Source organism: Cryptosporangium japonicum (assembly GCF_039524755.1).
In the GTDB taxonomy this organism is placed as follows: Bacteria; Actinomycetota; Actinomycetes; order Mycobacteriales; family Cryptosporangiaceae; genus Cryptosporangium; species Cryptosporangium japonicum.
Map to the genome: position 1 here is coordinate 194766 of NZ_BAAAGX010000023.1, position 17014 is coordinate 211779.

Sequence of the window (17014 nt, forward strand, 5' to 3'; positions counted from 1 at the left end):
GCGGTAATTCGTCATCGGGCCCACCCGGGCACCGTGAATCGACGTTTCCCGGTCCGGATGAAATGCAGAGGAGAAACGATGACGTCGGCGGCCGTACCCAGCGATCGCGGAGAGCGCACTCTTCGCGAGCTATCTGATCTCATCACTCCGATGGCCATTCGCGTTGCGGTCACTCTGCGTATTCCGCAGCGGATCTCCGCGACCGCAGCCACCGCGGCGGAGCTGGCCGCCGACACGAACTCCGACACCGACGTGCTGGAACGCGTGCTGGCGCATCTGGCCGGCGCGGGAGTGCTGACCCGGGACGAGAACGGCCGGTTCGGCCTGACATCGCTCGGGACCCAGCTGCTGATCGACGACGGCAGGCCGGAGTTCCTCGATCTCACCACGGTCGTGGGCCGGGCCGAACTGTCGTTCGTGCACCTCCTGGACGTGGTCCGGAGCGGCGACGTGGTGGCGTACGCGGCCCGGTACGGCACGAGTTTCTGGGCCGACCTCGGCGAAGAACCCTCGTCAGCGGTCCAGTTCGACCAGGTGATGGCCGACGGCATGAAGAAGCGGGTCGACGAGATCGCGGTGGCCTACGACTGGGCCGCGCTCGGCCGCGTCGTCGACGTCGGCGGCGGGAACGGCACCCTGCTGGTGGGCCTGTTGCGTGCGCACCCGACGCTGCGGGGCACCCTGCTCGACCGCGACGCCGGGCCCGCGACCCGGGCCCTCGACGAGGCCGGCCTGAGCGACCGGGCGACGGCGCTCAGCGGCAGTTTCCTGGAGCCGCTGCCTCCGGGGGCCGGCGGTTACGTGTTGTCGCGCGTTCAGAGCGACTGGAGCGACGCCGACGTCCGCATCATTCTCGGCCACTGCGCCGACGCCGCCGGAGCGCACGGCCGGGTGCTGGTGATCGACGAATTCACCGCCGACGAAGGCGCTGACACCGACACCGAGACCGACCTCCGCATGCTGATGTACTACGGGGGCAAGGAACGCACCCTGGAACAGGCCCGTGAGCTGGCGGCATCCGTCGGCCTGACGCCACGGTCGATCCGTCGCGCCGCCGACTGGACGATCATGGAGCTCGGAGCGAGTGGGCCAGCGCGCCGCTGATCACCCGGCGGGTGTCGGCCGGGTCGATGACGTCGTCCACCTCGAACACCGTCGCGACGTTCAGCGCCTTCCCCCGCTCGTAGTAGTCGGCCACCAGCTCGTCGAAGCGCGCGCGGCGGGCCGGCGGATCGGCGATCGCGTCCAGTTCGGCGCGGAAGCCCAGCCGCACCGCGCCCTCCAGGCCCATGCCGCCGAACTCGCCCGTCGGCCAGGCGACCGTCAGCACCGGAGCGTGCAGTGAACCGCCGGCCATCGCCATCGCGCCCAGGCCGTAGCACTTGCGCAGCACCACGGTCACGAGCGGCACGGTGAGCCGCGCCCCGGCGACGAACAGGGCGCTGAACCGGCGGACGGTGGCCGTGCGCTCGGCGTCGGGGCCGACCATGAAACCGGGGGTGTCGCAGAGCGACACCACCGGCAGCCGGTGCGCCTCGCAGAGCTGCAGGAAGGCCGCGGCTTTGTCGGACGCGTCGCCGTCGATGGCGCCGCCGAGATGCTCGGGGTTGTTGGCCAGCACGCCGACCGCACGGCCCTCGAGGCGCGCCAGCGCGGTGACGACACCGGCGCCGAACCCGCCACGCAGCTCCAGCACGCTGCCGGTGTCGAACAGCGCGTCGAGCACGGGGCGGATGCGGTACGCGCGCAGCCGGTTCTCCGGCACCAGGCGGCGCAGCACGCGCTGGTCACCGGCGGCGCCTTCGGCCGCGGCCGCAAAGTACGAGAGGTACCGACGCGCGTGCGCGACCGCCGCGGCCTCGTCGGGCACCAGGCAGTCGACGACACCGTTCGCCCACTGGACGTCCATCGGGCCGACGTCACCCGGTGCGACCACGCCCAGGCCGCCGCCCTCGATCATCGCCGGTCCACCCATGCCGAGGCTGCTTCCCTCGGTGGCGATGATCGTGTCGCAACTGCCGGCCAGCGCGGCGTTGCCGGCAAAGCAGTACCCCGCCACCACCGCGAGCGTGGGCACCACCCCACGCAGCGACGCGAGCAGCCGGAACGTCTCCACGTCCAGCTGCGCGACGGCGGACGTGTCGGTGTCGCCGGGGCGCCCACCACCACCCTCGGCGAAGATCACCAGCGGCAACCGTTCCCGGGCGACGAGCTGGAACAGCCGGTCGGTCTTCCGGTGGTTGTGGATGCCCTGGGTGCCGGCGAGCACCGTGTAGTCGTAGGTCATCACGGCGACCGGTCGGCCGTCGACGGTTCCGGTGCCGGTGATCAGCCCGTCGGCGGGGGTACGTGCGATCAGGTCGGCCAGGTCACGGCGGCGGCGCTGCGCGGCGATCGTGAGCGCGCCGTACTCCACGAAACTGCCGGCATCCACCAGGTCGGCGAGGTTCTCCCGTGCGGTTCGACGCCCGCCGGCGTGCCGCCGCTCGGCCGCGGCCACGCGCACCGCGTCGGAACCGAGCCGTTGTCGTTCGAGGACCTCGGCCAGGTCCGGACGGATGCGGTCGGGATCGGCGGTCTCGGCCGCGGCGGGAATCGCAGCGGAAGCCGCGTCGGAGAGGAACACCACCGGCGCGCCGAGCGCGACCGTGTCGCCGACTTTCACGGCCACGTTCTCGACGCGACTCGCGCGCCCGCTGCGAACGACGTGCTCCATCTTCATGGCTTCGAGGACAACGAGTTCCGCGTCCGCGGGCACCACGTCGCCCTCGCCCACCGACACCGCGACGACCACACCGAGCACCGGGCTGACCACCGCACCGGCCGCCGCGACGGGCGCCGGATCCGGTACCTGCTCGTCGACGAACGTCGTAGTGAGCGTGCCGTCGGTATGCGCGAGCACGGTCGCCAGCTGCACCGTGTTGACCGGCACTCCGTCGAGGTCGAACTCGGCGAGGGCGCGGGACACCCGGGCGACGGCCGCCTCCAGCGTGGGCCCGGTGCCGATCACCTTCGCCAGCAGCGAGTCGTACCGCGGCCCGATCTCCCAGCCGACGTAACCGTGCGTGTCGACCCGGACGCCTCGGCCGGTCGGCGGCTGGAAGCGGGTGAGCGTTCCGCCCCCTTCGGTGTTCACGCGTGCCTGCACGGCGAACCCGCGGCTGGGGACCGGCTCGGGGCACGGCTCACCCTGGGCGACCCGCAGCGAGAGCTCCACCAGATCCAGGCCCGTCACCTCCTCGGTGACCGTGTGCTCCACCTGGATCCGGGGGTTGACCTCGAGGAACGCGAACTCCGATCCGGCCACGAGAAACTCGACGGTCGCGAGGCCCCGGTAGTCGCTCACGAGCCGTACCGCCGCTTCGTGGAGGGCGTCGCGCAGCGTGTCGGGCAGTGCGGGCGCCGGCGCGATCTCGACCAGCTTCTGGCGTCGCCGCTGCGCCGAACAGTCCCGGTCGCCGAGCACCACCGTGCTCGCCCCGTCGCCGACGACCTGCACCTCGATGTGCCGGGCCCCGACCATCAGCTGCTCGAGGTAGACCGCGTCGTCGCCGAACGACGCGCGCGCTTCGGACGCGCACCGGCGCAGCGTCTCGTCCAGATCTTCCGGACGTGTCACCGGGCGCATTCCCCGGCCGCCACCACCGGCGCGTGCCTTCACCATCACGGCGCCGTGCCTGGCGAGGAAATCGCGCGCGGCCGCCGGGTCGGACGTGCTCGCGAGCACCGGGATGCCCAGCGCTCGGGCGCGTTCCCGGGCCGCGACCTTGTTGCCGAACAGCTCCAGCGACTCCGGCGACGGCCCGACGAACGTGATCCCGGCCGCGGCGCACGCCCGGGCCAGCGCCGGGCTCTCGGACAGGAAGCCGTAGCCGGGGTGCAGCGCGTCGCAGCCGGTACGGACGGCCGCGTCGACGATCGCGTCCACGTCGAGATACGCCGCGGCGCCGGCCTTCGGCAGGCGAACGGCCCGGTCGGCGCGGGCGACGTGCGCACAGTTCGCGTCGTCGTCGGGATGAACGGCAACGGTTTCGACGCCGAGCGCCGCGGCCGTCGCGCAGATACGGACCGCGATCTCGGCGCGGTTGGCGATCAGCAGTCTCATCGGTCGCTCCGGCGCAGCACGATTCCGGCGGCTCCCCTGCCCTGCGTCCGGTCGGACACCTTCGGTAAGCCCACCTGCGCCACTCTAGGACGACGTGTTCCGCGCGCTGGTGCGATTGGTGGGCATCGCCGACGGGTACGGCTGTTCCGTGAGCGCAGGAGAGCTGATCACGAGCATTTGCTGGCTGCTGCTGATCGTGGGATCGGTGGGGTGGCTGGCCTTCGGTCTGGTGCGTGTCAACCGCCGACGTCATCACCGCCGCTGGTTCCGCCCGGCGCGCTGACGCCCGCGGTCAGGTCGTGACGAGTTCCCGCGGGGAGCTCTCCTGCTCGCCGTCCCCGACGATCGCCACGAACCGGTTCCCGACGGCCGCCAGATCACGCACCACGCCGGTCGGCGGCACCGCGTAACGCCAGTCGTCGACCTTCCAGTAGCAGAACACCGACCTGTCCGCCGACCCGAACGCGACCACCCGTCCACCGTCCGGACCGGCCACCACCTGGGCCCACTCCGCTCCGCCGGCCATCTCGGGAGCAGGTAGTTCGCGAGCGGTCTCCCCGATCTCCCACACCGAGAGGCCCTTACCCGGCGTGCGTACCGCGACCAGGCACACCGCCCCGGCGCAGGACAGGTCGAGCGCGCGTGCCACCGGTGCGTCCCCGAGCGGCACGGCCCGCCACGAGCGGAGGTCCGTCGACCCCAACCACACGGTCGGGCGCAGCGATCCCCCCGACGTCGAGTGCCCGACCACCACCGGTCGGCCGCCGAGCACGCCGAACCCGCTGGCCAGGAACCCGGTGAGCGTGGTCGGCGCGCGTGCCCACCGCGCCCCGGTCGCACGCCAGAACGCCGGGCCCGACGGCCCGTCGGCCCAGTTGCCCAGCAGCAGCGGCTCCCCGGCGACCGTCTGCAGCCCCACCAGCCCCAGGCTGTCCGGCCCGCCGAACGTCTCGAACGTCTGCGGAAGGTCGTCGGCGCCGCCCGACACGGTGCCGCCCCAGATCGTCCAGCGCGGTATACCGTGCGCGCCGCCCGCGCGCTGCCCGACAAACGTCACGGTGTCACCGGAGAGCGTCGCCGCCACCAGGTCGGCGGTGGGTCCGTACCCCGAGTGGGGACGCAGCGCGAGCGCGGTCACCGAGCGGTCGACGACCCAGGCCGCCGGCTCGTAGCGCCCCTTCTCGCCGGCCACCAGCACCCGGTCCCCGTCGACCGCGAGCGTCCGCGGGAACGCGCCCGGGAGCGCGATCGTCCGCCAGCCCAGGTCTTCGGCCGCACGCTCCGGCGCCGTGCACGCGGACACCACGAGGAGGACCATCGTCAGCACCACGGCGCCCATGCGGAACACTCATCTACTGTACGGATTCGGTACCCGGTGTCCGATCCGGTTATCCTCCGTCTCACCGGCCACAGTGGTCAGTTAAGGCGGGTAGGCATGAAGACGGGGTTCGCGCGCGCTCTCGTAGCCGCCACGCTCGTGTTCGTCACCGCGTGCAACTTCTCGCCGACGGACCCCGATCCGGTCCCGAGCGCCAAGCCGTCCCCCTCCCCGACGCAGGAGGAGGCCGATCTCGTCGCCGCGTTACGCCGCACCCAGCGCGTTCCGCACCACTTCGCCGTCGACGCCGACCTGCCCAAGAACGAGCACCTGACCGCCAGCGGCGAGTTCGACGTGACGAAACGGCTGTACCGCTCGTCGACCGGAACGCTCGACCGGATCGTCGTCGGCGACGACTACTACCAGCGCGAACCCGGCGACAGCTGGGTGCACGTCGACCTGGAGCGCCTCAAGGCCGACAGCCAGCTGCACTTCGGGATGGCCGACGCCACCGGCCTCCTCCAGTTCGCCGACGCGATCACCGACGCGCACAAGACCGGCCCGAACACCTACAGCGGCCGGTTCCAGCCGGACACCGAGAACTTCAAGGAGCCGTTCCTGCCGATCGGCGCACCGAGCCTGTGGTCGATCGGGATGCGGGTGTCACCGTTCACGGTCACGGTCGACCCGAAGGGCTGGGTGGTCGGGGTCTCGATGGAGCTGACGCCGACCGACAGCCCGACGCTGCGGATGGACGCCACGCTGAGTGCGCTGGGGCAGCCGCTCGACGTCGAGAAGCCCGACGCCCAGGAAGCCGACGAGGCGTTCTACGAGTAGCCGCTCAGCGGAACGCGTCGTACCCGAGCCAGGCCGCCAGACCGAGGCCGGCCACCGCGATCACGACCCGGAGCGCGTCGGACGGGGAGTGCCGCACCACGATCGGACCGATCCGGGCGCCGACGAGACAGCCGATCGCCAGCGGCAGCGCCGCCGACCACACCACCGGTCCGAAGAGCGCAAAACCGATCGCGGCGACGCCGTTCGCCGCGCCGAGCACCACGTTGCGGTAGGCGCCGGCCCTGGCCAGCGTGCCGGTGCCGATCGCCAGCAGAACCGCGAGCATCAACACCCCCGCGGCCGCCCCGAAGTACCCGCCGTAAATGCCGATCAGGAAGATCGAGAGCAGGGTCGGCCACCCCGGCCGGCGTTCGAACTCGGCGGCCTCACCCGGGCGACGCACCAGGATCGCCACCGACGCCCCGGCGATGAGGAACGGCACGATCTTCTCGAAGGCGTCGGACGGTGTCCACAGCAGCAGAGCACCGCCGACCATGCCGCCCAGCAGGCTCACCGCGGCGAGCTCCAGTGCGCGCTTCCAGTGACCCCGCAGTTCGGGGCGGGACCCGGACACCGCGCCGACGGTGTTGGCGAGCAGCGCCACCGAGTTGGTGACGTTCGCGGCGACCGGCGGTATACCGACGGCGAGCAGCGCCGGGTAGCTGGCCAGCGAGGCCAGCCCGGCGATCGTGCCGGTCAGCCCGGCTCCGAAACCGGCGACGACGAGCAGCAGGAACGTCATACGTTCTCGGACAGCAGCACCGCGCGCGTCCCCGCCTCCACCGCCTCGAAGACGTGGGCAACGTCGCCCGGGTACTTCACGTAGTCGCCGGGGCCCAGTTCGACGGGATCGTCGGTCAACCCCACCAACGCCCGGCCGGTACAGATCACCACGTGTTCGATGGTTCCCGGCAGGTGGGGTTCCGATGCACGCGGCCGCCCCGGTTCCGCTGACACCAGGTAGATGTCCCGGCGTGCGTTCGGCGGGCAGGACGCCAGCAGCGTGGCGACGTACTCGGCGTGCTCGGAGGCGATCGTCGGGCCTTCGCCGGCTCGGATGACCTGCACTTTCGGGATCGCCGGTTCGACCAGTCGGGAGAACGGCACGTCGAGCGCGACGCTCAGCGCCCAGAGCGTCTCCACGCTCGGGTTGCCCGACCCGGACTCGAGCTGGGACAGCGTGGACTTGGCGATGCCCGCCTGTTTCGCGACCTCGCTCAACGACATCCGGGCACGCGCGCGCTCCCGCCGCAGTGAGGCCGCGATGACGTCCAGCGGGGCTCCCCGCCGCGGGTTGTCGGTCACTGGGTTCGCTCCATCGGTCTGATCGTTCGTCTTGACGAACGCCGCTCCAGCGTTCATCGTAGCTTGCTATGCGTTCGATCTACCGAACACTCGGTCCGGAAGTGATCCGGAGTATCACCCTCGTCTGCCTCGCCGACGCGTTGGTCGGGGTCTCCTTCGGGGCGATCGCGGTCAGCGCCGGCTTTCCGCTGTGGATCCCGATCCTGCTGTCGGTAGTGGTCTTCGCCGGTGCGGCGCAATTCCTGTTCATCGGACTGGTCGCCGCCGGCGGCAATCCGCTGGCCGCGGTCGCGGCCGCTCTGCTGGTCAACGCCCGCCATCTCCCGTTCGGTTTCGCGGTCGGCGACGCGTTGGCGCGCGCCGGTTTTCTCCGACGGTTGATCGGCTCACACCTGATGACGGACGAAACCGTGGCGTTCACGCTGGCCGAGGACGATCCGCGGCGTCGCCGCGCGGTGTACTGGGCCACCGGGAGCGCGCTGTTCGTGTGCTGGAACGTCGCCGTCGTCCTCGGCGGACTGGCCGGCACCGCGATCAGCGACACCGACGCGCTCGGGCTGGACGCGGCGTTCCCGGCCGTGCTCCTCGCGCTGGTGCTGCCGTCGCTGAGCGATCCGCGGACACGGTGGGCCGCGCTGATCGGCGTCGTCGTCGCGCTGGCCACCACGCCCGTGCTGCCGGCCGGCGCGCCCGTGCTGTTGGCGCTGGTCGGCGTCGCGGTCGTCGAGCTGGTCCGCCGGCGCGAACGGACACCGGCATGACCGGGCTGCTCGTGGCGATCGCCGTCCTCGGCGTCGGAACGCTCGGGTTCCGGCTGGCCGGGCCGCTGCTGCGGGAGCGGCTGACGCTCTCGCCCCGGATCGAGTCGCTGATGGGGCGGCTCACGGTGGTGTTGCTGGTCGCGCTGGTCGCGACGACGGCCACGCTGGAGGGCGGCGGGTTCGCCGGGGTCGCCCGGCCGGCCGGCGTCCTCGTGGGTGGCGTTCTGGCCTGGCGGAAGGCACCGTTCGTCGTGGTGGTGATCGCCGCCGCCGCGACGGCCGCGGGGCTGCGACTCCTCGGCGTGCCGTAGCACGCGTACGTCCCCGGGCGCCGGGGAACGCGCAGCAAGGATCGCAGCGCTGCGAGAGGAGCACCACGTGAGTTCGAACCAGCGGCGGACGCTCGTCCTCGGGGTGGCCATCGCGCTGGTCGCGGCCAACCTCCGACCGGCGTTGGCCAGCGTGGGGCCGGTGCTCTCCGACATCCGCGACGACCTCGGCCTGTCCGGCGTCGGGGCGTCGCTGCTGACGTCCCTGCCGGTGATCTGCCTCGGCGCGATCGCGGCGTTCGCGCCGTCGCTCTCCCGCCGGTGGGGCAGCGAGCGGGTGATCGCGCTGGTGGTGGCCGTGATCGCGGTCGCGCTGGTGCTCCGCGTCACCGACGGCCGGGCGGTGCTGTTCGTCGGCTCGATCGTCGCCGCGGGTGCGATCGCGATCGCGAACGTGCTGATCCCCGCCGTGATCAAACGCGACTTCGCCGGCCACACCGGCACGATGACCGGCGTCTACACGATGTCGCTCTCCGGCGCGGCGGCGGTCGCGGCGGGCGTCACGGTCCCGCTGAGCGAGGCGACCGAGCAGGGGTGGCGGGGCGGGCTCGGGTTCTGGGCGATCCCCGCGGCCGTCGCGTTCGCGGTCTGGACGCTGCTGGTCTGGATACCGGCCCGGCGGAAGCCCACCGTCGCGCCACCGCCCGGGGGCGGCGGTTCGCTGGTCCGTGACCGCCTCGCCTGGTTCATCACCATCTACTTCGGGCTGCAGTCGCTGTCGTTCTACAGCGTCCTGTCCTGGCTCCCGTCGATCTACCGCGACGAGGGCTACGACCCGGCCACCGCCGGGCTCCTGCTCTCGATCTCCGCGTTCGTGCAGATCCCGATCTCGCTCGTCCTGCCACCGATCGCCGCCCGCGCCCGCGACCAACGTCTGCACACGCTCGCGTGCACCGTCGCGACGCTCGCGGGGTTCACCGGCGTGATGCTCGCCCCGGCCGGTGCGCCCTACCTCTGGGTGGTGCTGCTCGGCATCGGCCAGGGCGGCTCGTTCGGTCTCGGACTGCTGCTGTTCTCCCTGCGTACCCGCACCACCGCGGCCACCGCCCGACTCTCCGCCCAGGCCCAGACCGTGGGTTACCTGCTGGCCGCGACCGGGCCGCTGCTGGTCGGCGCCGTGCACGACGTCACCGGCTCGTGGTCGGTTCCGGTGGGGCTGCTGATCGTGCTGCTGATCCCGCAGGCGGTGTTCGGGCTGCTCGCCGGTGCGCGCCGCTTCGTCGGGCCCGAGGTCAGGGAGACCGCAGAAACTTCGCGGTAGCCGCGTCGGCCGGGTAGAACGACTCGATCGCCAGCTCCGCGACCGTGACGTCGAGCGGGGTGCCGAACACCGCGGTCATGCTCAGGAACGACAGCTCCTGGTCGCCGTGCCGGTACCGCAACGGTACGACGACGTCGTGCGGCTGGGGTGTCGTCTCGCTGTCGCGCCCGCCGGGATAGGCGGTCAGCTCCGCGAGCAGTTCGGCCACGGCCCGGTCGCCGGTCTGGGCGACCTGACGCTCGAGCCGGGTGAGCAGGTGCGCTCGCCACTCGCCGAGGTTGACCACGCGCGGCGCCATCCCGCCCGGGTGCAGGCTCAGGCGGAGGACGTTGACCGGGGGTTCCAGCAGCGCGGGTTCGACCGACTCGGCGAACAGACCGAGCCCGCTGTTGGCCTCGACGAGGTTCCAGTGCTTGTCGATCACCACCGCCGGGTGCGGTTCGTGCCCCTCGAGCACCAGACGCAACGCGCTGCGTACGGCGTCGAGCGAAGGATCGTCGAGACCGTGCTCGGGGAATGCCGGTGCGTACCCGCCGGCCAGCAAAAGCGCGTTGCGCTCGCGCAACGGGACGTCCAGCTCGTCGCAGAGCCGCAGGATCATCTCGCTGGTCGGACGCGACCGGCCGGTCTCGATGAAGCTCAGGTGCCGGGCGGAGACGTCGGCCTGCAGCGACAGGCTCAGCTGGGTGAGCCGACGCCGCTCCCGCCAGCCCCGCAGCAGTTCTCCTACTGCGGGGCGGCGGGTCATGCTGGAGAAACTACTGGATGAGCTGCAGACCGGTGTCTTCGAGCACTTCGTTGATCGGCTGGAAGAACGAGACGAAGCCGGGGGTCTCGCAGTCACCGATCGAGCCGCCGGAGACGATGCCCTGGCCCTGGTCACCGGCGAACAACGAGCCGCCGCTGTCACCGGGCTGGCTGCAGACGTCGGTCTGGATGAGGCCCTGCACGGCACCCTCGGGGTACACGACCGTGGTGTCGAACGCCAGCACGACACCGCAGGTGGTGCCGGTCGTCGAACCGGTCTTGCAGACCGGCGAACCGACCGGGACCTGGTCGGTGCCGGTGATCGGCTGAGCCTGGTTCTGGTTGATCACCGCGGGCTGCGGGTCGAGCGCCTGGGCGTCGTCGACCCGGATGACGCCGTAGTCGTTGCCGGGGAACTGGGTCAGCGCCGACTGACCGATGACCTCCTGGCCGTCGGTCCAGGTGTCGATCGCCGCCGTGCAGTGTCCGGCGGTGATGATGAACGCGTCCTGGCCGGTCGTCGCGTTGAACGCCGAGGAGCAGCGGCCGGCGCCGCCCTCGGCCTCGATCGCCTGTCCGCCGAAGAAGGCCTGCGTGGTGAAGGCGGCCGTGGTGCGCTGCACGTTCACCGCGTCGCCGTAGCCCGCGAGCTTGTCCAGCCACGCGTCGGCCCGCGGGTCGGCCGCGGCCTTCCGGGAGACCTGAACGGTCACCGCGTTGCTCGACGGGTCGATCGCCCACGACGTGCCGGGGATGCGCCCGATCGCGTCCAGCTGGGACTTGACCTGCTGCAGGTCGTTCAGGTCGCGGCTGACCAGCTTCGGCGTCGCCCCCGCGGCCTGCACCGCGTCGGCGGCCTTCTGGTCGGTGACGCCGACCATCAGCTCCCCGGTCGTCTTGCTGATCCAGGTGCCGGCGCCGCGGTCACCCAACGAGTTCTGCAGCGACACCGCGGTCTTGGTGCGCTTGTCCAGTTGGTCCAGTCGCGCCGCCGCGTCCTCGTCGGAGATGCCGAGCTGGGCCGCGAGCGCGCTGATCGCCAGCTTCCGGATCTCCGCGGTGTACGCGCCGGGACCGGTGTCCGCAGCCTCGACCGCCGGCCGGCCCGCGTCGGTCCCAGTCTTGTCGGACGCCCCAGCCGTCGGCGCCGTGGCCATGAACGCGGCTAACGCGGTGGCGACAGCACCCGCCACGACGGACGAGATGGTGATGTTCCGTCGGCGAGCGCTGGGCGAACGACGGTGACGGGGAGTAGGCATCCGGCCTCCTAGGTATCGGCTCCTACTGATGCGACCAACACGGTTCACCGTCGTGAATGGTTCAGGGTGGATTCCGGGGGATTTGGACGGTCGCCCGACCCCTTACCTCGTAGGTAATCGACGCGAGCGCCGCACGAAGCCAGGATTTTGATACCGAATCCCCGGCTACAGGGAGCACAACCCGTGAGCGACATCGAACAACTCGTCACCCGATACCTCGAGACTTGGAACGAGACCGACGCCAAACGCCGGCGCGACGCGATCGACGCCGTGTGGTCCGACGACGCTCTGTACATCGACCCGCTGGCGGTGGCCGAGGGCCGCGACGCGATCGACGCCACGATCGCAGCGGTGCAGACCCAGTTCCCGGGTCTCGTCTTCCGGCTCGCCGGCGCCGTGGACGCCCACCACGAACAGGCGCGCTTCCAGTGGGAGCTGGGTCCGGCGGACGGCGACGCGCTGGTGGTCGGGTTCGACGTGGCGGTGTTCGCGGACGGCCGCATCAGCCGCGTCTACGGCTTCCTGGACCAGGTGCCCGGCTGAGCTCCGGTCAGGCGGTGAGCGAACTGTCGACGCTCGGAACGGTCGCTCGCCGCCCGGCCGCCGCCACCGTCAGCGGGCTGCGCAGCCCCCACAGTGGTTCGCCGTGCGAGTCGGCGAGCGGGTCGGGAAGCGGGCTCATCACGACGGTCGGCGCCGGGATCGTGCGCATGCCCGGATCGGCCGTCCCGGTCAGCGTCAGGTGCAGCGAACCGAGCAGTTCGCCGAGCGGACGGCCGAACGGGGCACGTGCCAGCCGCCTGCTCCAGGCCTTCCGGTCGTGCCGCCAGCTCTCGACGAAGCGGGCGCAGGTGAGCGGGTCGAACGCGCGGTGAGCCGCCACCGCCGCGTCGAGAGACGCTTCGATCCGCCAGTGCAGCGACAACGCGTCGCCCATGACGTCGACGTTCGCCCGCACCTCGTCGATGAAACGGAGCCGGCGGCGCATCGCACCGGCCCAGAAGTCGGCATCGGCGTCGCGGAGGGAACCACCCAGGTCGAACAGCCAGAACAGGCTTTCGGCGAGGACGTCTCCGAACTCCTCGCCACGGGCGCGCTGTGGGCTGGAGAACGGGTCGTACGGGCGCTGCACCGCGGTACCGACCGTGGCGACCGCTCGTTCCGCGGCGCTGTCCAGCAGGAAGAACCAGTCCTCGTTGTAGACGTTCGGGAAGAACCCGTTCGCCCGCTGGGCGTCGACCATCAGCGCCCCGCCGCCCACGAACGTGTCCTGCTGCCCGCCGCTCAACCGGTTGGCGTGGCACACCACGGAATTGTCGGGGTAACCGTCGACGAACAGCCCGGCCGCCCAGTGCCCGTGCTCCACAGTGGTCGCGGCCCGGCAGACGTCGACCCAGTCCGGCACGATGATGTCGTCGTCCAGGAAGAACAGCGAGCGGACGCCGAGCGACCGCGCCAGCACCAGCGCGAGGTTGCGCTTCACGCTGACGTCGCTGGAGCGCGCCATCACGGCGGAAGCCACGGCATCGGCGCGGAACCGGAACATCGACTCGCCCTGGGCGTAACCGGTCGGGACGTCGACCACGATCAGCCGGTCGTCCAGGCGAGCACCGTAGCGCCGCACGACTTCGGACGCCGAGCACCGGCCGCTGGCCAGCACCAGCAGCGTGCAGTCCAGGCGCTCCGCCAGCCGGACCGCGTGCGCGAGATAGGAGACCGGCCGGCTGGTGGGCACCGCGATCATGTCGACGCGCGCGTTGCTCGGCGCGGACACCCGAACCGGCCGGAGCAGCTCGCGGTGCGAGCCGTGGTGATGGCGGGAAACCCAGCGGGTCCTCCCGGTCACGACGCCTGTCCCGCCGTCCGCGACCACTCGTAGAGCCGGTTCTCCTCCAGCGTCCAGTCCGGCGTCAGGGTGTTCCCGGCGAAGACCGGCACCCGGATGAGCAGCAGGAACTCCTCGGCGCCGCCGAAGCGCTCAGCCAGGTAGTCCTCGTTGCGATCGCGGAACCAGGCGTCGGTGAGCGCGCGCACGGCGCCGAGCGTGCCGCGCCCGAACATCGCATTGCAGATCGTCACGGTGCGGCGGCGGTTGAGCGGGCTCGGCCCGCGGTAGAACATCGCGACGTCTTCGACGAGCTCGGCCGCGCCCTGGTCGGTGCTGACCTTCGGACGGAACCGTCGCCGCTGGTCTCCCTCGACGACCTCGAAGTACCCGTTCTGGGCCCGGTCGTCGGCCGACACCTGCCGGATCGGCAGGTCCAATCGGCGCAACAGGTCACGGGTCACCGGGTTCCAGTCGACACCGCCCAGGAGGACGAGGTGACTGGCGAAGTCGTCCCGGGTCAGGGCGCTCGCCCGGCGGAAACGGACCCGGTTGTTCTGCGGATTGGCGGCCCGGATGTGCCCGTAGGCCTCGACCATCGAGTCCAGGTCCGCGTAGCGGAACAGCTCGACGTAGTCAGGACTGGACGGATCGGCGTACTCCGGCCGCTCGTCGGTCGGCAGTTCGCTCGCGACGATGACGACCGGACGCTGGTCTTCGAAGTGCCAGGTGCCGTACCCGACCGCTCGGCCGATGGGTGGCTCCGCGGCTTCCGCGCCCGTGGAGGGTTCCGCCTCTGCGCCGACCGCTTCCGAGCGCAGCCGGACGAGCTCGCTCTCGAGTTCGTAGAGGTGGTCCTTCTCCTCGTCGGAGAGGTCGTCCTCCTCGAGGATCCCCGCCTCGAGCGAACGCCGGGTCGCGAACACCCGGGCGTAGGCCCGCACTCGGCTTTCCGGTGGCACCGTCGGCCCGTTGTCCCGCTCCCAGGACGAGATCAGCGGCGCGCTGAGCGGCTCGGCGCCGCCGAGCAACTGGCCGAGCTGCTCCTGCGTCAGTCGCCGCCCCAGCCCTGATCGCCGGAGCTCACGCAGCCTGCGCGCGAGACGCACCGGTGGCGACGTCGGGTCCTGGCCTGACATGTTTCAGCTTTCTTCACTGAAGTAGAGAAGCAGGTTTATGTCCTGACGATAGAGCAGCCCGCAAGGGCTTACCTCAGCACCTCATTGGCCTCAATAGTCACAGAAGTAACGGTTTTGCGCAAATATTGTGGGTACAATAGATTCAGCTATTGTCAGCCGTTCAGCTGAATGCTCTACTCGTTAGTAACGGTATTCGACGATCTCCCGCTCCGGTGCGGGAGCGTCAGGTGAGCGAAGGAGGCTAGCCGTGGGACTCCCGACATCGTTGAGGCGCACGTGCCGGCCGAATTCGTCCGCATAAGACGATAAGTCCCGCACTTCGCGGCAGCGTCGCCGCTAACGACCCCGAGCCGGGCTCGAACCCGGCCCGACGATCCGGCTGACACCAGCGGACCGTCCCGGCCTTTTAGGCAATTGCCAGGCAGCGTCAGCTTCTGGTTTCAGCTGACGGCCCGCGCCTACGCTGGCCCGACTCTCGTCGGCGCTCCACGACGTGATCCCTGTTTCCGCGGCCCCTGGGAGGCCGAGACGACGCGACTCTTCGAACAGATCTCGAATCGGTCGGTCGCCGCAACGGCGCGGCATACGGCGCACCTGTGAACGAACACCCCCGGCTGTCCGTTGGCGCGAAGGCCAGGGGTGTCCGTGTTCCCTGCTGGCGGGGTCTCCGCCGGCACCGCAGTGCCTTCATGGGGGTGACCCACCATGCTCAAGGTAAGCACTTTTACGGACGCTCGGCTACGGATCCCGAAGGCCGCCGAGCTCGTCGCCGCGGGCGCGGTGGCGATTGCCCACGAGATCGCCGGCTGGCTGCTGATCGTGTTCGCGATCCTCATCGTCGCGGTCGCCGGGCCGAAACGCGGCTCGCGTGTCTTCGCGGTTCTCTTCGCGATGGTGATCGTGCTCGTCGTGCTCTCCGGCTGCTCGCCGTCGAACGCTTCGGCCGGCACCGACGCGACACCCTGGCTCGCGACCGGGGTCGCCGGAGCAGTCGCGGGTGCGGTCGCCGTGGCCGCCGCCGTCGTCGTGACCGCGGCCCGGCTGACCGCGACAGCGCTCAGCGCGCTGGCCGACGTCGTTCGTGTGCTCATGTGGACGGTGCTCGTACTGGCCGTCTTGGTCTCGGCACTCATCGAGTCCGTCTGAGACCGCGCCGGCCGTTCTGCGGGAGGGGGCAGGACGGCCGGCGCCTTCGGCGGGGAACTCAGCCGCGGCGGCGAATCGCGTAGCGGCTGCGGTCGTGGACGACGTTCTTACCCCGGCCGGGCAGCACCGCGGGGCGGGGCGAATCGACGGGGTTCTTGCGGCCGCGGGCCGCGGCTCGACGCTCGGCCCGACTCGGCCCGGATTCCGAGAGTTCGTGGGAAGAAAGTGCACGCATGAGGCGACCTCCGAACAGGGGGGTGCCCAGCCGCGAAGAAAGAGACGATCAGCTGAGCACGGTGGACGACGGACCGCGGTGTAGTCACGCGGCGTAGGTGCTCGTCAGCTGATCACGGAAATGACATTACCTGGGCGCGCTACTGATTTATGACGTGCGGAGTTGCACGTCCTCGGCGCGGCACACCTGCGCTCCCATGTTGAGCTCCATCATCTCCAGCGCGGCCTCGGCGAGGTGCGGGTGGATGCACGCCACCGCGTCCTGCGGGATGACGACCTCGTGGTGGCGGATGTGGGCGTCGAGCGCGGAGTAGAGCACGCACTGCTCGGTGACCTGCCCGGTCATCACCAGCCGGGTCACCTCGAGCGACCCCAGCAGGTACTCCAGGGGTGTCTGGAAGAAGATCGAGTGCCGCGCCTTCACCACGAACATCGTCTCGTCGGCGGGCCGGAGCGGCTCGACCAGGTGCGGCGCTTTGCCGTCGACCGCCTGCTGGTAGATCGAGTCCCGGTTCGACGTCCACGACCCGAAGTTGTCGTTGACGTAGATGACCGGGACGTCATCGGCACGCTCGATCAGCCCGGCGATCGCCGGCACGACCTGCTCGGCCGACGAGAGCAGCCGGTCGGCGTCCGGATAGTCGTACGGCGTGATCATGTCAATCACTATCAGCGCGGATTTAGGCACAGACGTGGACTAACCGCCCGCGACCCAACTATGCGTGCCGGTGAGTGCCGACTCGTGGAG

At 70.8% G+C, this 17014-nt stretch carries 18 protein-coding genes; 8 read left to right on the forward strand and 10 right to left on the reverse strand.

The features are described from left to right. Positions 1-150 precede the first annotated feature (150 nt). On the forward strand, positions 151-1104 hold the full coding sequence (locus ABD437_RS28735; protein WP_344652058.1) for a methyltransferase: 954 nt from the start codon (positions 151-153) through the stop codon (positions 1102-1104). Here the strand turns inward: ABD437_RS28735 and ABD437_RS28740 are convergent. Beyond that, positions 1067-4105 (reverse strand): acetyl-CoA carboxylase family protein, encoded by a 3039-nt coding sequence (locus tag ABD437_RS28740; RefSeq protein ID WP_344652059.1) that lies wholly within the window; start codon positions 4103-4105, stop codon positions 1067-1069. The two genes, ABD437_RS28735 and ABD437_RS28740, sit on opposite strands and share 38 nt — an antisense overlap. 94 nt (positions 4106-4199) lie before the next feature. Between ABD437_RS28740 and ABD437_RS28745 the strand changes: the two genes are divergently transcribed. Then, complete coding sequence (locus ABD437_RS28745) at positions 4200-4388, forward strand: hypothetical protein (protein WP_344652060.1); 189 nt, start codon at positions 4200-4202, stop codon at positions 4386-4388. 9 nt (positions 4389-4397) lie between these two features. Here the strand turns inward: ABD437_RS28745 and ABD437_RS28750 are convergent, their stop codons facing one another. Continuing rightward, entirely contained in the window at positions 4398-5453 is a 1056-nt protein-coding gene (locus ABD437_RS28750; protein WP_344652061.1) for a hypothetical protein, read from the reverse strand. 87 nt (positions 5454-5540) lie between these two features. Here ABD437_RS28750 and ABD437_RS28755 point away from each other — a divergent pair, with 87 nt between their 5' ends. Then, complete coding sequence (locus ABD437_RS28755) at positions 5541-6260, forward strand: hypothetical protein (RefSeq protein ID WP_344652062.1); 720 nt, start codon at positions 5541-5543, stop codon at positions 6258-6260. A 4-nt stretch (positions 6261-6264) separates the two neighbouring features. Here ABD437_RS28755 and ABD437_RS28760 read toward each other — a convergent pair whose 3' ends face one another. Further along, complete coding sequence (locus ABD437_RS28760; RefSeq protein WP_344652063.1) at positions 6265-7002, reverse strand: sulfite exporter TauE/SafE family protein; 738 nt, start codon at positions 7000-7002, stop codon at positions 6265-6267. After that, on the reverse strand, positions 6999-7565 hold the full coding sequence (locus ABD437_RS28765; RefSeq protein ID WP_344652064.1) for a helix-turn-helix domain-containing protein: 567 nt from the start codon (positions 7563-7565) through the stop codon (positions 6999-7001). Before ABD437_RS28765 ends, ABD437_RS28760 begins: the two co-directional genes overlap by 4 nt. 68 nt (positions 7566-7633) lie before the next feature. Between ABD437_RS28765 and ABD437_RS28770 the strand changes: the two genes are divergently transcribed. From ABD437_RS28770 to ABD437_RS28780, 3 genes are all read left to right on the forward strand, one after another. Beyond that, a complete protein-coding gene (locus tag ABD437_RS28770) occupies positions 7634-8326 on the forward strand; it encodes an AzlC family ABC transporter permease (RefSeq protein WP_344652065.1) in 693 nt (230 codons plus the stop codon). Further along, positions 8323-8637, forward strand: coding sequence for an AzlD domain-containing protein (locus ABD437_RS28775; RefSeq protein ID WP_344652066.1), 315 nt, complete (start codon positions 8323-8325; stop codon positions 8635-8637). The genes ABD437_RS28770 and ABD437_RS28775 overlap by 4 nt, the downstream gene beginning before the upstream one ends. 67 nt (positions 8638-8704) lie before the next feature. Continuing rightward, positions 8705-9916 (forward strand): CynX/NimT family MFS transporter, encoded by a 1212-nt coding sequence (locus tag ABD437_RS28780; protein ID WP_344652067.1) that lies wholly within the window; start codon positions 8705-8707, stop codon positions 9914-9916. On the opposite strand, the gene ABD437_RS28785 is transcribed toward ABD437_RS28780, so the two are convergent. Next, positions 9888-10664: a helix-turn-helix domain-containing protein gene (locus ABD437_RS28785; RefSeq protein ID WP_344652068.1), complete on the reverse strand. Its 777-nt coding sequence runs from the start codon at positions 10662-10664 to the stop codon at positions 9888-9890. The two genes, ABD437_RS28780 and ABD437_RS28785, sit on opposite strands and share 29 nt — an antisense overlap. A gap of 10 nt (positions 10665-10674) precedes the next feature. Beyond that, positions 10675-11856: a S1 family peptidase gene (locus tag ABD437_RS28790; protein ID WP_344652069.1), complete on the reverse strand. Its 1182-nt coding sequence runs from the start codon at positions 11854-11856 to the stop codon at positions 10675-10677. Positions 11857-12105: 249 nt separating this feature from the next. Between ABD437_RS28790 and ABD437_RS28795 the strand changes: the two genes are divergently transcribed. Next, positions 12106-12465, forward strand: a complete 360-nt coding sequence (locus tag ABD437_RS28795; protein ID WP_344652070.1) for a nuclear transport factor 2 family protein — start codon at positions 12106-12108, stop codon at positions 12463-12465. A 7-nt stretch (positions 12466-12472) separates the two neighbouring features. Here ABD437_RS28795 and ABD437_RS28800 read toward each other — a convergent pair whose 3' ends face one another. Further along, complete coding sequence (locus tag ABD437_RS28800; RefSeq protein WP_344652071.1) at positions 12473-13768, reverse strand: hypothetical protein; 1296 nt, start codon at positions 13766-13768, stop codon at positions 12473-12475. Continuing rightward, positions 13765-14886 (reverse strand): helix-turn-helix transcriptional regulator, encoded by a 1122-nt coding sequence (locus ABD437_RS28805; RefSeq protein ID WP_344652072.1) that lies wholly within the window; start codon positions 14884-14886, stop codon positions 13765-13767. Before ABD437_RS28805 ends, ABD437_RS28800 begins: the two co-directional genes overlap by 4 nt. 705 nt (positions 14887-15591) lie before the next feature. Between ABD437_RS28805 and ABD437_RS28810 the strand changes: the two genes are divergently transcribed. Then, positions 15592-16032 (forward strand): hypothetical protein, encoded by a 441-nt coding sequence (locus tag ABD437_RS28810; protein ID WP_344652073.1) that lies wholly within the window; start codon positions 15592-15594, stop codon positions 16030-16032. A gap of 58 nt (positions 16033-16090) precedes the next feature. On the opposite strand, the gene ABD437_RS28815 is transcribed toward ABD437_RS28810, so the two are convergent. Then, positions 16091-16267 carry a hypothetical protein gene (locus ABD437_RS28815; protein WP_344652074.1) on the reverse strand — a complete coding sequence of 59 codons (177 nt, stop codon included), beginning with the start codon at positions 16265-16267 and terminating at the stop codon, positions 16091-16093. Between the two features lie 147 nt (positions 16268-16414). Continuing rightward, entirely contained in the window at positions 16415-16954 is a 540-nt protein-coding gene (locus ABD437_RS28820; RefSeq protein ID WP_344652075.1) for a cysteine hydrolase family protein, read from the reverse strand. Positions 16955-17014 lie beyond the last annotated feature (60 nt).